Source organism: Mediterraneibacter agrestimuris (assembly GCF_943193195.1).
In the GTDB taxonomy this organism is placed as follows: domain Bacteria; phylum Bacillota; class Clostridia; order Lachnospirales; family Lachnospiraceae; genus Schaedlerella; species Schaedlerella agrestimuris.
Map to the genome: position 1 here is coordinate 1 of NZ_CALPDG010000051.1, position 19,045 is coordinate 19,045.

Annotated in this window: 19 protein-coding genes; 13 read left to right on the top strand and 6 right to left on the bottom strand. The window is 41.4% G+C overall.

The annotated features are described in order from the left end of the window. Positions 1–215 precede the first annotated feature (215 nt). From NFS18_RS16685 to NFS18_RS16695, 3 genes are read left to right on the top strand one after another with little or no spacing between them, the layout of a single operon-like run. Entirely contained in the window at positions 216–1,574 is a 1,359-nt protein-coding gene (locus NFS18_RS16685; protein WP_251392372.1) for a hypothetical protein, read from the top strand. A gap of 35 nt (positions 1,575–1,609) precedes the next feature. Further along, positions 1,610–3,067 (top strand): hypothetical protein, encoded by a 1,458-nt coding sequence (locus NFS18_RS16690; RefSeq protein ID WP_251392373.1) that lies wholly within the window; start codon positions 1,610–1,612, stop codon positions 3,065–3,067. A 1-nt stretch (position 3,068) separates the two neighbouring features. After that, positions 3,069–3,665, top strand: a complete 597-nt coding sequence (locus NFS18_RS16695; RefSeq protein ID WP_251392374.1) for a hypothetical protein — start codon at positions 3,069–3,071, stop codon at positions 3,663–3,665. 411 nt (positions 3,666–4,076) lie between these two features. On the opposite strand, the gene yaaA is transcribed toward NFS18_RS16695, so the two are convergent. Beyond that, entirely contained in the window at positions 4,077–4,841 is a 765-nt protein-coding gene (gene yaaA, locus NFS18_RS16700; RefSeq protein ID WP_251392375.1) for a peroxide stress protein YaaA, read from the bottom strand. Positions 4,842–5,232: 391 nt separating this feature from the next. Here yaaA and NFS18_RS16705 point away from each other — a divergent pair, with 391 nt between their 5' ends. The 5 genes from NFS18_RS16705 to NFS18_RS16725 all read left to right on the top strand — a co-directional run bounded on the left by NFS18_RS16705 (position 5,233) and on the right by NFS18_RS16725 (position 10,198). Next, complete coding sequence (locus NFS18_RS16705; protein ID WP_251392376.1) at positions 5,233–7,812, top strand: GAF domain-containing hybrid sensor histidine kinase/response regulator; 2,580 nt, start codon at positions 5,233–5,235, stop codon at positions 7,810–7,812. A 19-nt stretch (positions 7,813–7,831) separates the two neighbouring features. Further along, positions 7,832–8,488: an endonuclease III gene (nth, locus tag NFS18_RS16710; protein WP_251392378.1), complete on the top strand. Its 657-nt coding sequence runs from the start codon at positions 7,832–7,834 to the stop codon at positions 8,486–8,488. A 27-nt stretch (positions 8,489–8,515) separates the two neighbouring features. Continuing rightward, entirely contained in the window at positions 8,516–8,992 is a 477-nt protein-coding gene (locus NFS18_RS16715) for an NUDIX hydrolase (RefSeq protein WP_251392380.1), read from the top strand. Between the two features lie 104 nt (positions 8,993–9,096). Next, positions 9,097–9,609, top strand: coding sequence for a DNA-deoxyinosine glycosylase (locus NFS18_RS16720; RefSeq protein ID WP_251392382.1), 513 nt, complete (start codon positions 9,097–9,099; stop codon positions 9,607–9,609). 4 nt (positions 9,610–9,613) lie between these two features. Further along, on the top strand, positions 9,614–10,198 hold the full coding sequence (locus NFS18_RS16725; RefSeq protein ID WP_251392384.1) for a nucleotidyl transferase family protein: 585 nt from the start codon (positions 9,614–9,616) through the stop codon (positions 10,196–10,198). A gap of 117 nt (positions 10,199–10,315) precedes the next feature. Here NFS18_RS16725 and trhA read toward each other — a convergent pair whose 3' ends face one another. Then, positions 10,316–10,969 (bottom strand): PAQR family membrane homeostasis protein TrhA, encoded by a 654-nt coding sequence (gene trhA / locus NFS18_RS16730; RefSeq protein ID WP_251392385.1) that lies wholly within the window; start codon positions 10,967–10,969, stop codon positions 10,316–10,318. 420 nt (positions 10,970–11,389) lie between these two features. Here trhA and NFS18_RS16735 point away from each other — a divergent pair, with 420 nt between their 5' ends. Next, positions 11,390–12,004, top strand: coding sequence for an ECF transporter S component (locus NFS18_RS16735; RefSeq protein WP_251392386.1), 615 nt, complete (start codon positions 11,390–11,392; stop codon positions 12,002–12,004). A 238-nt stretch (positions 12,005–12,242) separates the two neighbouring features. Here the strand turns inward: NFS18_RS16735 and NFS18_RS16740 are convergent, their stop codons facing one another. The 4 genes from NFS18_RS16740 to NFS18_RS16755 form a co-directional block, all read right to left on the bottom strand. Beyond that, on the bottom strand, positions 12,243–12,638 hold the full coding sequence (locus NFS18_RS16740) for a hypothetical protein (RefSeq protein WP_251392387.1): 396 nt from the start codon (positions 12,636–12,638) through the stop codon (positions 12,243–12,245). A 148-nt stretch (positions 12,639–12,786) separates the two neighbouring features. Then, positions 12,787–14,025 (bottom strand): ABC transporter permease, encoded by a 1,239-nt coding sequence (locus NFS18_RS16745; RefSeq protein WP_251392388.1) that lies wholly within the window; start codon positions 14,023–14,025, stop codon positions 12,787–12,789. Between the two features lie 16 nt (positions 14,026–14,041). Beyond that, positions 14,042–15,742, bottom strand: a complete 1,701-nt coding sequence (locus NFS18_RS16750; RefSeq protein WP_251392389.1) for an efflux RND transporter periplasmic adaptor subunit — start codon at positions 15,740–15,742, stop codon at positions 14,042–14,044. Further along, a complete protein-coding gene (locus NFS18_RS16755; protein ID WP_277613681.1) occupies positions 15,711–16,442 on the bottom strand; it encodes an ABC transporter ATP-binding protein in 732 nt (243 codons plus the stop codon). Before NFS18_RS16755 ends, NFS18_RS16750 begins: the two co-directional genes overlap by 32 nt. A 309-nt stretch (positions 16,443–16,751) precedes the next feature. Between NFS18_RS16755 and NFS18_RS16760 the strand changes: the two genes are divergently transcribed. The 4 genes from NFS18_RS16760 (at position 16,752) to NFS18_RS16775 (ending at position 18,834) form a co-directional block, all read left to right on the top strand. Continuing rightward, complete coding sequence (locus tag NFS18_RS16760) at positions 16,752–17,006, top strand: PRC-barrel domain-containing protein (protein ID WP_251392390.1); 255 nt, start codon at positions 16,752–16,754, stop codon at positions 17,004–17,006. A 102-nt stretch (positions 17,007–17,108) separates the two neighbouring features. Then, positions 17,109–17,558, top strand: a complete 450-nt coding sequence (nrdR, locus tag NFS18_RS16765; RefSeq protein ID WP_251392391.1) for a transcriptional regulator NrdR — start codon at positions 17,109–17,111, stop codon at positions 17,556–17,558. A 15-nt stretch (positions 17,559–17,573) separates the two neighbouring features. Continuing rightward, positions 17,574–18,131 carry a biotin transporter BioY gene (locus NFS18_RS16770; RefSeq protein ID WP_251392392.1) on the top strand — a complete coding sequence of 186 codons (558 nt, stop codon included), beginning with the start codon at positions 17,574–17,576 and terminating at the stop codon, positions 18,129–18,131. An 82-nt stretch (positions 18,132–18,213) separates the two neighbouring features. Next, positions 18,214–18,834 (top strand): carbohydrate-binding family 9-like protein, encoded by a 621-nt coding sequence (locus tag NFS18_RS16775; protein WP_251392394.1) that lies wholly within the window; start codon positions 18,214–18,216, stop codon positions 18,832–18,834. Positions 18,835–19,045: the final 211 nt, after the last annotated feature.

Below are 19,045 nucleotides of genomic sequence, written 5' to 3' on the forward strand. Positions count from 1 at the left end.
AATATCTGCCAGAGTGATGTGTTCCATGTAGTGTTCCTCTATGTAGGTCATCATGCTTCTGAGGGAAGACAGGTCGGCAGATTCCGGTTTCCGGGTCTGGCTTCCAATATCAAGATTTTCATACAATATTTTCATGAGCATAAAATAATCTTCTATCAATTCAAAATAGGATAACGGTTCTGCGGGGACTTCTAAGAAGATTATTAAAAGGACAATTGAAAAAGTATGAGGTTCCAGTTGTTAATGGATTTATGACACTGGAGGAAATGAGGGAGCAATTTTTTAAAATAGCATCTAAATATGCAGCAGATAATAATAGTATATTTGTTATAGCTATCGATGGTATTGATCATGCTGCAAGAGCGGGATACACATCAGAAACCTTCTTGGCATCACTTCCGAATCCAGAATATGTTCCGAGCAATGTTAAAATTCTTTTAGCCGGACAGCCTAAAGAAGCTTATAAAAACTATCCTTTATGGTTGTATGAAAAATCGGACAACCTAAAGGAAATATTTGTGCCGCCATTACAAATAGATGACATTTTGGAATTGGTAAAAAGTAAGTTTCCAGAAAAAACCTTAATTTATCAACAACAATTAACAGGACTTATTGATAAGTATGCCCAAGGAAATACACTTGCGGCAATTTTTGCTGTACACGAAGCTATTCATCATCCAGACCCAGTAGAATTAGAAAAACAGCTGCAAAATAGAAAACTTGGAGGAAATATTCAAGAGTATTATAAAACTATATGGGACGATGCAAAAAGAAATATGAAAGTTCCGTTTGTGGATTATAAAATGGCAGGAGTATTTGCATTTTTTAATGAACCAATCAATGCAGTAAAGTTATCTGAGATATTTCCACATGAGCACATATCTGTATCAGGGTGGAATAATGTGTTAAAGGCTTTAAGTCCTTTGCTGATAGCAAACGATGACAACTATACCATTTTGCATAACGATGTTAGGGTATATTTATCTGGTATTATAGGTCAAGATATGGACAATGTTCAGGAAGTCTATTCTGGACTTTGCGATTATTATCTGAATCTGAAAGAAAAGAGCCGTGCCTATTATAGTGATATTATCCGCTACTTGAAACTGGCTGGACGCGAAAATGAATTTACAAAGGTCTATTCTGCGGATTATATTATTTCAGCTTATGTTCAAGGAGTTGAGATAAATGAGTTTCGGGAGATATCACAAGATATTCTAGAGTATATAATATCCAGTCAACCAATAAACTGGGAGTATATGAGATGTCTGGCTTTTGGCTATATGACGATTGATCAAATTGAAAAAAGCAGTTATGAAATCGAGGATACAAATTTTAGAAAAAGTTTGGCACCACTAAATATCCATCCCTATGAGTGTTATGTGCAATCTGAGTCTTTGTGGAATATCGATATACTAGAGACAGTTATAGCATTTACAAAAAAATTATATGTTCACGGAAAGTTAAGTCGTGCTACAGCTTTATTTAAAAACTGGTTTTCTAAAATGAATATTCTTCAGATATATGCTTATCTAGAACCCCGAAATAAGGACAACAACTTCAAAATGCGGTAAGATCATTGGAGGTTGTTTTCATAGAACATCTTATTGTGGGAGTAAAACGATTATTAGATAAAAATCGATATGATGATATTAAAGGAGTGGAAAATATTCTTCACGATAGGCTGTTTAAAGGTGATATGGGTATATTACTGTCTATATTTATGCAGATTGTATCGTCTCCCAAACGATGGACGCCAGAATACAAGGAAAAAATTTGGGGTCAAATAAAAGATATAGAATTACCGGATCATCAATATGAAAATTTGATGACTTATTATAGTATATATGCTCTTGTTGCGGCATATATTGATTTGGTTTCCGACCCGATTAAGTACATTATTCCAGATAGATGGTGTGACGTTAAAAAGGCAGAGCCAATAAATGCTATATCCATTGAAGTGGTTAAGCAATATCTCTTGAATGATGATAGTATAAATCAGTCAGAGTTAAAGAATAGTATCGAGATATTAATACGCAGGAATGAAATGCCCGAAGAAGTATTAAATGAATTGTTGATACATGAGTTTGAAAAAGAAACTTCAAGTATACGACACAACAGTTTTTTAGAGTATTTGGTCAACAAATCAGAGGCAGAGATTTCGGATCAGATAATTTGTGAATATTTAAAAAATATATTAGGGAGGGATCATTATTATCTGGAATTAGATTTGCCGGAACTTGTTTGTTGGAAAATACATCATCAGGGAGAAGCCTATTGCAAGGCTGGATTAGAGGAAGTTATTAAAATGCAGAGAAGCTGGATGACAGCTGTGGGACATTTTAAGGAACCGGAGATACAGCAAGAATATGACTATTGCCAGTTAATTCATTGGAATAAGGTAGATAATGTAGAATCGCTATTTTATCAAATATTAAAAATACTTATTCTGTCAGAAGATGCAGATGCTGCTTATATAGCTCTAACAGGTTTATTTGCGTTGCTTCGATCGGATGCCAAGTATCTTAAAAATGTTGAAGACGATTGGGAAGAGTATCATTATAGAGCAAAAGAATGGTTGATGATGTTGTATGAGCTGTTATGGCATTTGGATTATGGAAGTCGAAATTCACTATATGAGATTATAAAACGGCATTGTAAAGATGATGATTTTAATGTGGCGTTGTATGCAAATATTATGTTAGAGACATTGTGGCCGGATCAATTTGATGGATATTTTATAGAAAAAAAGGATTTTTTTAATGAAATTTCTGTACAAGGATTTAAGAAATTGATAAAGACAAAAAGAAACACCCCTTGGATTAATGGCTATGATTGTGTTTTGGAAATGAAAGAGAGACTTGAAAAATGTTTGGGCACAGATTTAGAGGATTTGGAAGAAAGAACAGCAGATTATGCAAGTGATTTATCAGAACTTCCGGAATTAATAAGGCTTAATCGATCTTTTTCCAGTTGCAGAGTTGTTCTTGATAAGGTAAATAAAGCTTTCTTTCGTGTGCTTTATAAAGATTGGGAATCCTGGCAGATGGGATGGAGTAGAAAATGAATTGGCACGAATTGTATTGTCAGCGTCAGAACCATATACTTTATTAATCACACCATGCCATTGGGTTGAAAATAAGGGAGTATCGAATGACTATATGATTATTGCAGGAGCCGTTGTTGACTATACCTATAAACAGGAGTTGTTGGCTTTTATGCTAGCATACTTGAATATTCCAGGGATGAAGTCCGAATATGCTGCTTATACATATGAAAGGAATTCAAGGTTAATTTTGCAAATGCGAGAAGACTTTTTTGAGGAAAAGCATTTCAATATTTCTATACATTATAATGGAATAGAAAGTTTTCAACATAGTAATATTATGTGTGGTTTAAGTAAAACGGCTCTATTGGCTCTTAGATGGCATATTGAAGTGGGAGTAAACGGTATGAAATTGCTCGATGAATGCGGAGAACAGATAGGATGGTTTGAGCATTACTGTGGAAGTAGAAGTGATATGGGAAATCGATATCACAGTAATCAGCCATATATGCAAAGGTGGATTGTTCAAAAAGAGAAACTTGATAAATCAATGCGAGAAGCCGGTATACCACATTCTGTGGAAAGACTAGTAGATTTTTATATACAGGATTATGAGTGAAAAATAATCAGGTAGTTATTTATATGAAACCTGGAAGAAGAGAAAGAAGGCAGCAATATACAAAGTATCTGTGACAGACTTTTTTACTTGACACTAATTCACCGTCAATTTTGCCCTAACTTAGCATTAGCGAACCGTACGCCCTACGAAGTTATGCGGGTTTCAGCGATTTTCACTCAAAAAAAGTGAAAAAAGTTTGTGACATTAACTTGACATACGCGGGATATGGGGCGCTTTGTGTGAGGGATAGTTTGCCAGTGTGAGTTTAGTAAATTATAGAATTGCTAAAAAATGTTCAATATAAGCTGTAAAGATTTACGTTGAATTTTACGACTTTTGTAATACGTTAGGTTGTGACAGGATTGATATGTGGAGCAGCTTCTGCGCAGTGAAGCTACAATGTGTTCGCCATTAACAAACGGTGAACACATACTCCTTTTCATTCGACAATTCTTCTCTAAACTGGTATCCCATCTCTTTAAACTTCTTGATATCCTCAGTATGTTCTACTTGCTGATTGCTCATCCAGCGGACCATCTCACCGCGGGCAATCTTTGCATGAGTGCCTTTTACTTTCAATTTTTCAGTACCTCTTTTGTCTGTTATAAGTTCCCCAAATATACAGGTCACACACTTGATTTCAGATTCGATATAAGGCAAAATTGCCTTGCTGTATTCTGCGGAGGCAAGGTTGATGATTTCGTCCGTACCATCTGCGGCAATCTGCTGATAAAGCGTGTCCTTCCAATAGCCGTAGAGGTCATCTGCACTTTCGGTTTTAAGCTTTGCCTGCATCTCAAGGCGGTAGGGGATGACTCCGTCAGACGGTGAGAGAACACCATACATACCGGAGAGAATGCGTAGGTGTGACAGTGCGTAAGCCCACTGTGAATCCGTGAATACTCTGGGTGCGATATGCTGGTATTGTATGCCCTCATAGGCGAGGAGCGAGGGAGTCAGATTCTTATTCGGAGCGTAAGTACGGAGACGGTTAAAATTTTGCTCTGCTAACTTGTCGCTGCATTTCCAGAGAGTTTTTAGCGAGTTAATATCCTTTGATTTTAAAAGCTCATATAAGTATTCCATCCGTTCGGAAAGTACAGGGATGGTGAGGGGGCATGGAAATTCTTCTAAAACATTCATTTTCTTTGCAGGGGATATGATGATTTTTAACATAGTTTTCCTTTCATTATTGAAATCTTAGTATGTTTGTTATGTAAAAGAAATATTTCTTACAGTATAGAGGTTGTTTTATCTATTATCAAGAGTTATCTGTTCAGGGGAAAGAGTATATAGCTTACCTAAAATTTTTTCTTGCTGACATAATGCGTATTACCTTGCAGCGCAGTGCAAGGCGCCGTGTGAACAGTAACGTGTCCTCTGCTTGTTGTGTAAAGGAAGTCGAAGGAAACTTGAAAACAATCCCATAATAGAATATAATAAGACTAAGCGGAAGTGCTGACCATATCTGTTTCAGGACTTTGCAGCGATTTTGTTATTGTACACAGTCTGCTGTGAGCAGTAACGCGATTTTGTCTGAAAAAAGGTCTATATGGAGGACAGGTGTATGGAGTATTCAAAGAAAGTTTTTGAACAGGACCGAGAAGACATTCTGAATGTCGAAGTCCATAAGCATCATAACGATATGCAAAATGTTCAGAATCTGGAGGCTGTTATCAATGAAGGTCTTCGTGCTTCTCTTCTGGAGGAAAATCCGGATGATTCTCTGGATGTACTGCTGGAGCATTTGGGAAAAGCGCTGAATGGGGAGCGGACCTATATATTTGAACAAAACGAGTTCGGATGTGATGACAATACCTATGAGTGGGTAGCAGAAGGGGTAGAACCGGAAAAAGAAATCCTTCAAAATCTTCCGCCGGAGGTGTGTGCCAGCTGGTATCGGAATTTTAGTATCGGCAGGCATATTGTCATTGATGATCTGGAAAATATCAGGGAGACTGACCCCTTACAGTATGAAAACCTGAAGCGGCAGGACATCCATTCTCTCGTGGTGGTTCCGCTCTATAACGGACAAACAATTATCGGCTTTTATGGTGTGGACAATCCTCCCGCGAAGTCACTGGAATATGCGTCGAATATGCTTCAGACGGCGGCATACTTTATTGTATCTTCACTGAAGCGGCGCAATCTGTTCCGAGAACTTCAAAAGCGGAGTTATGATGTTCTCCATGCTCTCAGCGTGGACTATCTGGACATCCATGAGGTAAACTTCGATACGGGTGAGTGTGAGATTTACCGGAACAGCAAACGGATGGGCTGGGACTGGTCTGTACATTTTAAGGACGGTTATCAGGCGGCTATGGACAGGTATATTTCCCAGTGTGTGGTTCCTCAGGATCAGGATAGGCTTCGTGCTATGACGAAGAAGGAATGTGTGCTGACTCAGCTTCGGACAGAAAAAAAGGTTTCCGTCCGGTACCAGGTAAAGGACAACTCATCGGGATTAAAGCACTTGGAAATGCATTTTTCCGCCACAGAGAAGACAGAAAACTGTGCGATTTTTGCACAGAGGGATGTGAATGCCGTGGTGGAACAGGAGGAAAAATACAAGCTGGAGGCAAGGCGGAGTCTGGAGGATATTCTTGAGGGAGCCAGGACGGGCATTTGGACAATTGAGATGGAGGATGGCTGTTTGCCGAGGATGTATGCAGACCGGACAATGCAGCTGCTTCTGGGGGTGTCGCATGAGATTCAGCCGGAGGAGTGCTATAAGCATTGGTTTGAACGCATTGAGCCGGACTATGAGATAATGGTACAGGAAGCGGTGCGGGAAATATTGGAGACCGGACGCTCTGAGGTGATTTATCCATGGAACCACCCGAAGCTGGGGAAAATTTATGTCCGCTGCGGAGGTGTGCCGGATAAGTCGTTTAAAAAATCAGGCGTTCGTCTGAACGGGTATCATCAGGATATCACAGAGACCATGGTAACAAGGAGAAAGCAGGAGCAGTCTATCATGGAGCTTCTGGATCGGGTGCGGCTGGCTAATTCGGCAAAAAGCGAATTGCTCTCCCGAATGTCTCATGATCTCCGCACACCGATTAACGGAATTCTGGGAATGCTGACCATTCAGGAAAAAAGCCAGGATGACCCAAAGCAGCAGAGCGTATGCCGAGAAAGAATCCGTGTGTCAACAGAGCATCTTTTATCTTTGGTAAATGATGTCCTTCAAGTAAGCAAGCTGGAGAGTGGAAGATTAGCGGAGGTGGAAGAATCATATGATATTCAAGACATATTGGACGAATGTATTACGATTCTGTCTTCTCTGGCTGAGGAACGGGAAATCCGGCTGGAGATCGAAAAATCCGGCATGCAGCACAGCAGAGTGATTGGAAATCCGCTGCATTTGAAGCAAATTCTGATGAATGTAATTGACAACGCGATCAAATATAACCATCCTCATGGCTCAGTACTTGTCCAGGTAAATGAGCCTGCTTTCCAGGATGGGACTGCAAGTTATCAGTTTATCATCAAAGATACTGGAATAGGCATGGGGGAAGACTTCAGGGAACATATTTTTGAACCGTTTACGCAGGAGCATCAAGACGCAAGAACCGACTATAATGGCGTTGGTCTTGGTATGTCCATTGTAAAGAGGCTGGTAGACCAGATGCAGGGAACGGTTGAAGTAGACAGCCAGATTGACAAAGGAAGCATGGTTCAGATTACCTTGCCTATCCGTGTTGATGAGGTGTGGAGCGGAAAATCTGCGGATGAGGATTGGGACATAGAAGGAAATGTTGCCGGGATGCGTGTTCTTCTGGTTGAGGACAATGAAATTAACTGTGAAATTGTGGAGTACATTCTCAGAGATGCGGGTGCAGAAGTTGTGACTGCCAACGATGGAAAAGTCGCTGTTGAAGTGTTCACAGCATCCGATCCGGGAGCGTTTGACTGCATACTCATGGATCTGATGATGCCGGTTATGAGCGGATACGAGGCGGCCCATGTGATTCGTGGTCTGGATCGGACAGACGCTAAAACTGTGCCTATTATAGCGCTGTCGGCAAATGCGTTTGAAGAGGATATTGCGTTGGCAAAGGATGCAGGTATGAATGAACATTTGGCAAAACCAGTAGACATCCACAAGATGCTTCAAGTTATGAGCCAAATGAGAAATTGTTAGAAATGATTGGAGAAAACGCATGAAGAAGCGTACAAAAGAGATTCTGGATATTCTGGACGAGCAATACGGCACAGATTTTATCTGTTATTTGAATTATGAGACGCCATGGCAGCTTTTGATTGCTACGATGCTGAGCGCACAATGTACAGATGCCAGAGTGAATATTGTGACCAGTGACTTGTTTCAAAAATACACATCTGTTGATGCGTTTGCGGATGCCGATTTAAAGGAGCTGGAGCAGGATATTAAGCCAACAGGTTTCTATCATAATAAGGCGAAGAATATTATTTTGTGCATGAAGGATGTAAGGGATAAATTTGGCGGAGAGGTACCGCGCAGTCTGGAAGATTTGATTTCCCTTGCAGGCGTGGGGCGGAAGACGGCTAATGTCATCAGAGGGAACATTTACCATGACGCAAGTGTAGTGGTTGACACTCATGTAAAGCGTATTTCCAACAGGCTGGGACTTACGAAGAATTCCGAACCGGAGAAGATAGAGCAGGATCTGATGAAGGAACTGCCGGAGAACCACTGGATTCTCTACAATATTCAGATAATTACGTTTGGAAGAAGTATTTGCACGGCACGGAATCCGAAGTGCAAAGAGTGCTTTTTGAAGAAATATTGCAGAGAGCAGAAGACGTCGGAGAAAACAAAAAATACTAAGCAGAAATAATGTTACATGTAAAGGGTAAGAATAATCATGAAAGAACTAAGCACTTTGTGTTATATTGAAAAAGACGGAAAGTACCTTATGCTGCACCGTACTGTCAAGAAAAATGATGTGAATAAGGATAAATGGATTGGAGTAGGCGGTCATTTTGAAAAAAATGAAAGCCCGGAGGAATGCCTGCTACGTGAAGTGAGAGAAGAAACTGGGTACACGCTGACATCGTGGCAGTATCGTGGAATTGTAACTTTCATATACGGAGAAGATACGATTGAGTATATGTCCCTTTATACTGCTGATGGATTTACAGGAATACCGATTTCATGCAATGAAGGCGAACTGGAGTGGGTAGATAAGGAAGCAGTCTATGACCTGAATCTGTGGGAGGGAGATAAGATTTTCTTCCGGCTGCTGGAGGAAGGCCGTCCATTCTTTTCACTGAAACTTGTTTATGATACAAATGATGTGCTGCAGTATGCTGCATTAGACGGGAAAGAACTTACAGAGTGACAGTTCAGCGTAGGAATTTGCACTTGCTGCAAAGTCTGTAAGAACGTGTGATGGAGAAGGCAGATAGATTAGAGTATGAGAATCATGTAAATAAGAGGATAAAGATGATAAAGCAAACAGAACATGAAATGGTGTCCCATGAGTTTGCTCCCGTATTTGATAAGAATTCAAAAGTGCTGATCTTGGGGACATTTCCTTCAGTTAAATCGCGGGAGCAGAATTTCTATTATGGTCATCCGCAGAATCGTTTTTGGAAAGTGATCGCAAGGCTGACAGACAGTGAAATACCCCGGACTATTGAGGAGAAGAAGACCCTTCTCCTGGAAAATGGAATTGCAGTTTGGGATGTAATTGAAAGCTGTGAAATAGTGGGATCCAGTGACAGCAGTATCCGTAATGTCGTTCCGGCAGATTTGAATCAGGTACTGGCGCAGTGCAATATCAAAGCAATTTATGCAAATGGCGGTACGGCAAAGAAATTGTATGAAAAATACAGTTTGGAAGCAATCGGGCGTGAGATTATCGGACTGCCGTCCACAAGCCCGGCAAATGCGGCGTATTCCATAGACAGGCTGATGGAATCCTGGGGGATGATCAAAGAAAAGATAAGGAGTTGACATTATGGTAGAAACAGGAGTGATCTTCGGAAGGTATCAGATTTTTCATTTGAAACATATGGAAGGGGTACTTGCAGCAAAGATGCGCTGCAATAAATTGTACATCGGAATTACTCATCCGGATATTGTGGCTTATGCAGCGGCATCTCCGCTGGATGTAAATGGTGTGACGAAGATGGATAATCCTCTGACTTATTTTGAACGGATGGAAATGATCCAGGGGGCGCTGCGTGATTTTGGTGTAAAGCGTAAAGAATTTGAGGTTATTCCCTTCCCGGTCAGTCAGCCGGATCTGATTACTCAGTATGCGCCCAAAGACGCGACATACTATATGAGTATATGCACTCCATGGGATGAGGAAAAGTACCGTATATTGCAGAGCCAGGGATTGAAAATAGAGGTTCTCTGGAGAAGAAATCCCGAAGAGATGGGGATGACAGGTAAGATGATCCGACAGTTAATTACTTCAAACAGCAATGAGTGGCAGCAGCATGTACCTCGTTCTGTTGCAGAATATATCATAGAACACGGAATTGATCTTAGAATCCGTGAACAAAATCAACTGTATGCCATACCTATAGCTGACTAGTAACTAAAAACCAGAGCAGTTACCTGTAGAGAAACTAAAAAGCGTAACAATACTTAACAAAGAATGACAATGTTAAGTGCTGTTACGCTTTTTGCACGTTGCCGTGAACGAAGTATGTCACGGCAGAAGATATGCATACATTACTACAAAATGACATGCACTTCCTCCCATCACAAACAAATGAAAAATCTCATGACTTCCAAAATTCTTATGCCTGCTGTTGAAAATCGGTAGTTTTAATGCGTAAATGATTCCTCCTACTGTGTAAATAATGCCTCCGGCAAGCAGCCACGCAAAGGCAGCCGGTGATAAATTATTCAGCAACTGTGTGAATGCCAGCACACAAGTCCATCCCATTCCAATATAGAGTATAGATGATACCCATTTGGGACAATATACCCAGAAAGCCTTGATCAGAATTCCGGCGATTGCAATTCCCCATACCAGGGCTAAAAGAACTATGCCGGTTCGTCTGTTTAGTACGATAAGGCAAATCGGAGTGTAGCTTCCTGCGATTAACACAGAAATCATCATGTGGTCAATTTTTTTCAATATAGTATTTACTTTTGCTGATTTATCAATTGTATGATAAGTAGTGCTTGCAGCATACAGAAGAATCAGGCTTGCAGCGTAAATTGCAAGTGATATTACATAAATATGCTCAGGTTCCCGCGCAGCTTTAATTAAAAGTGGAATTGCTGCAAAGATAGCCATCAGCATGCCGATAAAATGTGTAATTGCACTTCCAGGGTCTTTGATGTGTTGTTTCATTTTAATGCCTCCATATTGTATTAAATGTTGAGAGTTTACAATGTAGTTTTTAAAACTATATGTAGTATATGTGTATATTACATCATATATGCAAAGAATGCAAGAGATGTTTGCAAAATTTTTGTTACAGCTGAACTGTTACATCATAGGTTACTGATTTGTTACTTTTCACACACGGCACTTTGCACTGTGCTGCAAGGTGTCCAGCCAATGAAGTGATGACAGCAATATATATTTAAACTGGACTGGACAAAAATAATAAAACTGGATATTTAAACAAAACCAGTCTGGTAGTAAGATAATAAAAAGTAACAGATAGAAGAAAACAGGGATTGTAAACAGGGAATTTGAATAAATGTTCTGATCAAGGTGAAAATGTAATCCCCAAATTAGAAAGGAAAATTAGAAAGGGAGTTTATTATGGAAAAGAGAAAACAAATGGTTATTAAACTGGCACAGACTGCATTACTTTCTGCTCTTTGCTTCGTAGCTTTTACATTTTTACAGATTAAGATTCCGATGCCTGGGGGTGACGCCACATCTTTGCATATCGGTAATGCCTTCTGCGTTCTGGCGGCGTTACTGTTAGGCGGGGGATACGGCGGACTTGCAGGTGCAGTCGGAATGTCAATCGCAGATATTTTGGATCCGGTGTATATTACCGTCGCGCCAAAGACTTTTATTTTGAAGTTTTGTATTGGATTGATTGTCGGACTGGTGGCACACAGGATCGCAAAGATTAATGAGAGTACTGATAAGAAATATATATTCCGGTGGAGTCTGATCGCATCGGTTGCCGGGCTTGGATTTAATGTGGCGGCTGATCCGATAGTGGGATATTTTTATAAGCAATACATTCTCGGACAGCCGCAGCAGATGGCGGAGGTGCTTGCCAAGTGGAGTACGGCAACAACATTTGTCAATGCGGTTGTATCTACGATCCTTGTAGCTGCACTGTATAATGTACTGCGTCCGGTACTGCTGAAATCAGGACTGCTGGTGTTTGAAAAAGAAGATATTAAAGTAAAGATCTGAGACAATGTTGTTATAACAAAAGAAGAGAATGTATGGTAACAGTTCAGCTCAGGACTTTGCACTGGCTGCAAAGTCCGTGAAATAACGTATAGGTAGGGATGCATCAAGCCACCACGAAGTGGTTTTGCATGGCTTGATGCCTGTAACAGGAAGCTGAAGGCTGAACTGTTACAATGTATGGATAAAAAAGATTGAAAAAAGGAGATGCCGGAAGTGACTGCCGGCGTCTCCTTCTTTTCTAATTTGACTGATACCATCCCCAGAAATACAGAATAGGGAAAATCAGTGAGAAAATGAAAGTAAACTGGAAACCTGTGATAGTCATGCTCCAGATCAGGTTTGCTAGGATTAATACGACCCAGATGCTGCCCGCGATCAATACTGACTTCTTGGAGCGATACATGACACCCACGATACCTGCGATTACTTCCATGACGGCAACAAGGATGCTGACAACATAAAGACCATTGCTTATCTGCGGAACCCCTGCCGCTTCATAGGCTGCCTGCATCTGCGGATTCTGCATGACAGTCTGCATTAAAAATGTAGATGCAAAGGTTCCGATTGTGCCGAGTATGCCAAAGATAATCATAAGAATAGACATTACTTTTAGTAATTTACTCTGCTGTTTCATAAAGATAACTCTCCTTCCTTTTATATCTGTGTTAATGCAGGATATATACCAGCATTAACTACGACTTAATCATACTATAATTTTTTATACATGTCAAAAGAAGTTTTTTAAACATATATTGTCTCATATAATACGTAATGTTTTAAATTTACATCCTTCTCAATGCATCGATAGGACTTAAGGCAGCAGCTTTTCTTGCTGGATATATTCCGAAGATAACTCCGACTCCGCAGGAGAATATTGTTGCCACAATGACAGCCGGAAGGGATAGAGAGGCTTTGATTCCCCCGATTTCCAAAAAGGAAATCAAAGCAGTTAGTCCGGCGCCGAGCAAAATACCTATGACGCCTCCCAGTCCGGAAATAATCACGGATTCACACAAAAACTGTGTGGTGATAGATATGGTTTTGGCACCGAGCGCTTTGCGGATACCGATTTCACGTGTCCGCTCTGTGACAGAAACGAGCATAATGTTCATGACGCCGATACCTCCAACTACAAGAGAAATAGCAGCAACCATGGCAATAAATGCAGTGACTCCATCCATGATCGGTCCGAACATGTCGGTCAGGTCAATTGCTTTTTGCTGAATGAACGGCTCATCCCCCAGAGGTTTATGCCGGGAGTTTAGAATCTGTACTGCAGTGCGGGCGGCGCGGGATGCATCATCCTTGTCATATACGGCAAGAGAGACTGAGAAAAATCCATCGATGGGATTTCCAAATGCATTGGAAAGAGTATATGGTATTTCAACGGAAATACTTTCCGGCAGTCCCATAGCCTGATACTGTTTTTCTGCTTCTAGCATTTCATCAGCGGTTTCTCGGATTCCTATAATGGACAAAGTCTGAAAGTAATTGTCGATACTGAGTTCCAGTGTCATACCAAGTACATCTGTATTTCCGAAAAGATATAGTGCCGTTAGTTCGTCAATGATACAGACGGAGGCGCTGTTAGAAATATCATTGTCTGTAAAATAACTTCCTTTTGTCAGCGCAGATGTGTACTGGGCATGTTCGTAATCAGGTGTAGCAAATGTAACGTAAGCGTCATAGGCGCCTTTGCGTGTGACCGCTTTTCCGGAAAAAGAGATATTGGCATAAACTGCTTTCACAGAGCTATCCAGAGAGGACTTCAGAAAGGCAATATCATCCCCGGTAATCACCTCAGTGTCGGTAACCTCTTCTGTATTGGTTTGGACAACAACAGTATTGCCCTGAGCATTGGCAGCTTCCATGACATCGTCTTTTAGTCCGTTTCCGATGGAAACGATTGTTACAACAGATGTGATTCCGATGATGATGCCAAGCATAGTCAGGAAAGAACGGCCCTTGTTAGTCCATATATTATCGACTGCCATTTTGATGTATTCAAAAAATTGTTCCATATATGCCGCCTCATTTCTAATTGTCAGTTTCCGGAACACCGATTGCTTTCATGCCCTCTGACAAATCTACATTCAAATCATTTATTACGTAATCACCTTCATCCAGTCCGCTTATAATTTCGATCTCTGTTGTAGATGAATGTCCCAGTTCCACTGCCTTTTTCTTTACGGTACTGTCCTTGATGATAAAGACAAAGTCACCGTCAGAGGAAGTGTTGATCGTTTCTGCCGGTACGGTCAGTACATTGTCAGATTTGGCAACGGTCATGGATACCTTTGCAGTTGCGCCGATACAGAGGTTTTCATCAGGGTTGTCAATATGAATCTGTGCGCCAATGACCGGATTGCCTTTTGCATTGTTGAGCGCTATTTTATCGACGGCGGTCAAAGTTCCCTTATATTTAAAATCACCTACAGTGATGTCAGCAGTATTTCCGGTCTTCATTCTGGCGTAATCATCAGGGGATACTTCGATCTTTACCCGGACATTTTCCGTACTTGCAATAGAAAATACAGCGGCTCCCTGGGCGGCAGTATTACTCTGCAGAATATCAATAGAAGCAATGACTCCATCCATATCAGATTTCATACCTTCACGTCCTTTTTCTAATAACTCCTGCGGGGTCAGTGCAGCAAGTTCAGCGAGGTTATCACTGATGCTTAAGTTAGCGATCTCTGAGGAAGTAATACCGGAAGTGGAAGATGAGCTGTCAGCTGAGCTTTTGGCAGCTTCATACTGCGCATATACAGTTTCATACTGTGCATACAGCGCTTCATATCCGGTGTCTGTAACTGTAGTCAGAGAAGCAAGTTCACTTTCAGCACCCGCCAGTTGTGTCTGCAGTACCGGGAGATCTGCAACTGCTGTATTATAGCTGTCGATATCCTGAATGAGCTGATTTTGCGTGTCACTGCGCTCTGCCTCCGGAGTTGCGACTGCTTCGCTGTAGACCTCTCCGCTTCCTTCATAAATGACCGAAAGGGTAGTGATCAGATTCTGTGTATTTTGAATTTGTGTATTCACTTCTTGAATTTCTGTTTGCAGTTCTGCAATACGTGCCTGTACTTCCGGAGTGGAGATGTTGGCAACCTGTGCATCATATTCCGCTTTTGCGGCATCAGCTCTCTCTTTTAGTGAATTTGCCTGATCAGCCAGTATATTTGCCTGGTTTTCCAGATTGGCGCTTGCGGCATTGGCTGCGTCTATGGCACGGGCGCTCTGTTCGCGGGCAGCCTGGGAACTGTTGTAGCTGGACTGTAGCTGCAGTTGTGCCTGCTGATTGTCACGCTCCAGATTTGCCGTATCGAAGGTGACGAGCAGATCCCCCTTTTTAACGGCTTTTCCAACCTTGGCATTGAGATTGGTAATGGGTGCAGTGACCGGAGAATAGTAGGTTTTTGTATTCTCACTTTCAATGGTTCCGCTGGAATTATAAACCTCACGGATATTCCCGCGTTTTACTTCGACTACGGATAATGTTTTCATGTTGGAAGAAGTGTCCTTCTTTCCGAACAGAAGATACAGACCGAATGTACCGATCAGAAGCACTCCGAGGATGGGGAAAATAACCCATGAGGGGAGCTTTTTTTTGGACCTGGAAGAATCCTTCCTTTTTGTTGTATTGCTCTGCTCATCGGATGAGGATATTTCTTCATCCAAAAAATCCAGATCAAGGTTGAATTCATCAGTGTGATTTGTTGTTTTCTTCCACTTCATCGTGTATGTCCTCCCTGTTGTTGTAATAATCTTCTTGAATCTTTCCGTCAATGATGCGGATTACCCGGTCAGTCTGCCGGGCAATGTCGTCATCGTGGGTAATGATGATAACGGTCCGGCCGCTCTTATGGAGTCCCTTTAAAATATCCATAATTTCCTGCGTGGATTTAGTATCCAGATTTCCGGTCGGTTCGTCCGCCAGAATAACTGGCGGTTGTGCTGCAACTGCACGTGCTACGGCGACCCTTTGCTGTTGCCCGCCTGACAGCTCATTTGGTTTGTGCTTCATTCTGGCTTCCAGCCCTACTTTTTTCAGTGCAAGAGCAGCAAGTCTGCGCCGCCGTTGTCTGGGAATTCCCCGGTAAATGAGCGGAAGTTCGACATTTCCAAGAGCATCCAGATTAGCAATCAGATTAAAGCCCTGAAAAATAAATCCGATTTCTTGGTTACGGATATCAGAAAGTTGATTATCGCTTAAGCCGGATACATCCTGTCCATTCAGAAAATACTGTCCAGAGGTAGGAACGTCCAGACAGCCCAGTATATTCATTAATGTAGATTTTCCGGAGCCGGAATGTCCAATAATGGCAACAAGCTCTCCGTGATGAATTGTAAGACTGACGTTGTCCAGGGCGCGGACTTCATTTTCACCGGGATTATAAATTTTATGTATGTTTTCGATTTGTATCAGCGTTTCCATAGAAAAGCAATCCCCCTGTATTTTTGAGTCTGTATATGAAATGCAATGTGTCTTCTATATGAAAAAGTCAAACTGTGCATACATATTATCTGAATCATACTCGCAAATAAAAGAAAAATCAAGTGACAAAAACGGTGAAAATAAAATGGACATCTGATTAATAGAGTAACCGGAAAATAACAGTTCAGCGCAAGTCTTTGCACTTGCTGCAAAGTCCGTAAGAATGCGTGATGGAAAAAAGCACAAAATCAGGCTGCATTCATATTATATATAATACCGCATAGAAAAATTCGGGAAGGAATATTGTGTATGAGATTATGTGAGCTCCGTGAAAAAGAAGTGATCAATACCTGCGACTGTAAACGGCTGGGCTGTGTAGTGGATATTATATTCGATTCGTGCAGCGGGCAGATTGAGGCGATCGTGGTTCCTGGACCAGGTAAAATATGGGGTTTTTTTGGAACAGACTGTGAATATATTATACCATTTTCGTGTATCAAAAGAATCGGGCCGGATATTGTGTTAGTAGAAATTCAGGAGGAGAAATTTCTGCACAAATTATAAGTGTTTTGACAATTTCTTTTGCAAAAAAATGGTATTTTGTGTATAATCAACTTATAAATAGAAAACGGAAATTCAGATGAAGCGAAAGAAAGGCGGAAAAGTATGAAATGTCCATATTGTGGTCATCCGGATACGAGAGTCATTGATTCCAGACCGGCAGAAGATAACAATTCTATTCGTAGAAGACGTTCTTGTGACGAGTGCGGCAAACGTTTTACAACATATGAAAAGGTAGAGACGATTCCCCTGATTGTTATTAAAAAAGATAACAATCGAGAGCAGTTTGACCGTGCTAAGATTGAACTGGGGGTACTGCGTGCATGCTATAAGCGCCCGGTCTCAGCGGAGCAGATTAAAAAAACGGTAGATGAAATTGAACTGGATGTAATCAATCGGGAGGATAAGGAGATTCCGAGCAGTAAGGTCGGTGAGATTGTTATGGAGAAGCTCAGAGAACTGGATCCAGTTGCTTACGTCAGATTTGCTTCTGTTTATCGTGAATTTAAAGATGTGAATACATTTATGGAAGAGCTGAAAAAATTTTTGAAATAAAGAGGTATAAGAAAAATGATAAAACAATCAAAACTTTCCGTACAGGATATATGTATCATTGCAATTATGACTGCGGTCACTGCGGTACTGGCACAGATTTCCATACCACTTCCGATGATGGTGCCGATGACAATGCAGACCTTTGCCGTAACTCTGGCGGGGATTTTGCTGGGTGCAAAAAGAGGGGCGGTTTCTATGATAATATATCTGTTGCTTGGCGCAGTAGGTGCCCCGGTATTCACCGGATTGAAGGGCGGGCTGCAAAGTCTTGCCGGACCTACAGGCGGTTTTCTTTTATCTTTTCCAGTCATGGCATATATTATCGGAAAGGGGATAGAATTACGAAAGAAGAAAGGGATGTTCACACTGCTTCTGATTGTAGGAACGGTGTCAAATTATGTAGTTGGTGTGGCAATGTACTGTGTTGTTATGGAGAGTACTGTGTGGACGGCAGTGACTGCTTGTGTATTGCCGTTTATTCCGACAGCGGTCATTAAGGCAATACTGGCAGCAGCGCTTGGACTGCGACTCCGGGACAGACTGGGAAGTGTATTACAGGCAGTACATTCATAGGGAAATATTGGTTACTGGAGCACCCGTAGGGTGTGAACAGTAACAAATATTGTGTGCTTAGAGGAATGAGGAGGTGCATTGTATGAAACTGGATGTTGGTATGATCGAGAGGAAAGAAGAACTGACAAAACTGCCCCCGTTCCATGTGGAAAATGCATTGTGGGGGACAGAAAGTTTTCCAAAGATGTACGGTTACCTGGGCTTTGTTCCGGAAGATGCCTTTTATCTGAAAATGATCTGTGAAGAGGTCAATCCTCTGCGGAGATATAAAAGAGCCAATGAGCCGGTATATCAGGACAGTGCAATGGAGGCATTTTTAATGTTTGAACCTGTGCGTTCCCGTCTGGCAAAGGAATTGTACCTGAATCTGGAGGTCAATGCCAACGGAGCATTGCTTGCCGGATATGGGACAAAGCGTACATACCGGGCATACTTTACGGGAGCAGAGCATGCAAGATTTGAGTGTCATGCAGAGATTCATGAGAAAGACTGGTCTGCAGAACTTCGGATTCCAATAATCCTTCTGGAGCGTATCTACGGATCTTTAAAGTTAGGAGAAGGAAGTTATTTTACCTGTAATTTCTATAAAATATCGGAGACAAAGGAATTTGAGCATTATGCATCCTATGCGCCAATTCATTCCAGCGTGCCGAGTTTCCATGTGCCTGAATTTTTTGCAGATGCAGAGATTGTGAAATTGTAGGGGCGGACAAAAAAAGGACAGGATTTGTGCAGTAGTGCGGATACTGTTCTTTTTTATGTATACGGCAAAATAGTTCGGCAGGCTGTTGTAAAAAACATAAAGGGACATGCCATACACGGAAAGGATAATTTACCGTTACTGTTCACACCCTGTGGGTGCTCCAGTAACAGTATCCAGCCCATTTTAAGTCGCCTTCGGCGAGGGGCTGGAT

Bases quoted from the DNA above. Each gene is read 5' to 3' on its own strand.
- yaaA (WP_251392375.1), bottom strand. From the start codon at position 4,841: ATGTTAAAAATCATCATATCCCCTGCAAAGAAAATGAATGTTTTAGAA.
- NFS18_RS16705 (WP_251392376.1), top strand. From the start codon at position 5,233: ATGGAGTATTCAAAGAAAGTTTTTGAACAGGACCGAGAAGACATTCTG.
- nth (WP_251392378.1), top strand. From the start codon at position 7,832: ATGAAGAAGCGTACAAAAGAGATTCTGGATATTCTGGACGAGCAATAC.
- NFS18_RS16715 (WP_251392380.1), top strand. From the start codon at position 8,516: ATGAAAGAACTAAGCACTTTGTGTTATATTGAAAAAGACGGAAAGTAC.
- NFS18_RS16720 (WP_251392382.1), top strand. From the start codon at position 9,097: ATGATAAAGCAAACAGAACATGAAATGGTGTCCCATGAGTTTGCTCCC.
- NFS18_RS16725 (WP_251392384.1), top strand. From the start codon at position 9,614: ATGGTAGAAACAGGAGTGATCTTCGGAAGGTATCAGATTTTTCATTTG.
- trhA (WP_251392385.1), bottom strand. From the start codon at position 10,969: ATGAAACAACACATCAAAGACCCTGGAAGTGCAATTACACATTTTATC.
- NFS18_RS16735 (WP_251392386.1), top strand. From the start codon at position 11,390: ATGGAAAAGAGAAAACAAATGGTTATTAAACTGGCACAGACTGCATTA.
- NFS18_RS16740 (WP_251392387.1), bottom strand. From the start codon at position 12,638: ATGAAACAGCAGAGTAAATTACTAAAAGTAATGTCTATTCTTATGATT.
- NFS18_RS16745 (WP_251392388.1), bottom strand. From the start codon at position 14,025: ATGGAACAATTTTTTGAATACATCAAAATGGCAGTCGATAATATATGG.
- NFS18_RS16750 (WP_251392389.1), bottom strand. From the start codon at position 15,742: ATGAAGTGGAAGAAAACAACAAATCACACTGATGAATTCAACCTTGAT.
- NFS18_RS16755 (WP_277613681.1), bottom strand. From the start codon at position 16,442: ATGGAAACGCTGATACAAATCGAAAACATACATAAAATTTATAATCCC.
- NFS18_RS16760 (WP_251392390.1), top strand. From the start codon at position 16,752: ATGAGATTATGTGAGCTCCGTGAAAAAGAAGTGATCAATACCTGCGAC.
- nrdR (WP_251392391.1), top strand. From the start codon at position 17,109: ATGAAATGTCCATATTGTGGTCATCCGGATACGAGAGTCATTGATTCC.
- NFS18_RS16770 (WP_251392392.1), top strand. From the start codon at position 17,574: ATGATAAAACAATCAAAACTTTCCGTACAGGATATATGTATCATTGCA.
- NFS18_RS16775 (WP_251392394.1), top strand. From the start codon at position 18,214: ATGAAACTGGATGTTGGTATGATCGAGAGGAAAGAAGAACTGACAAAA.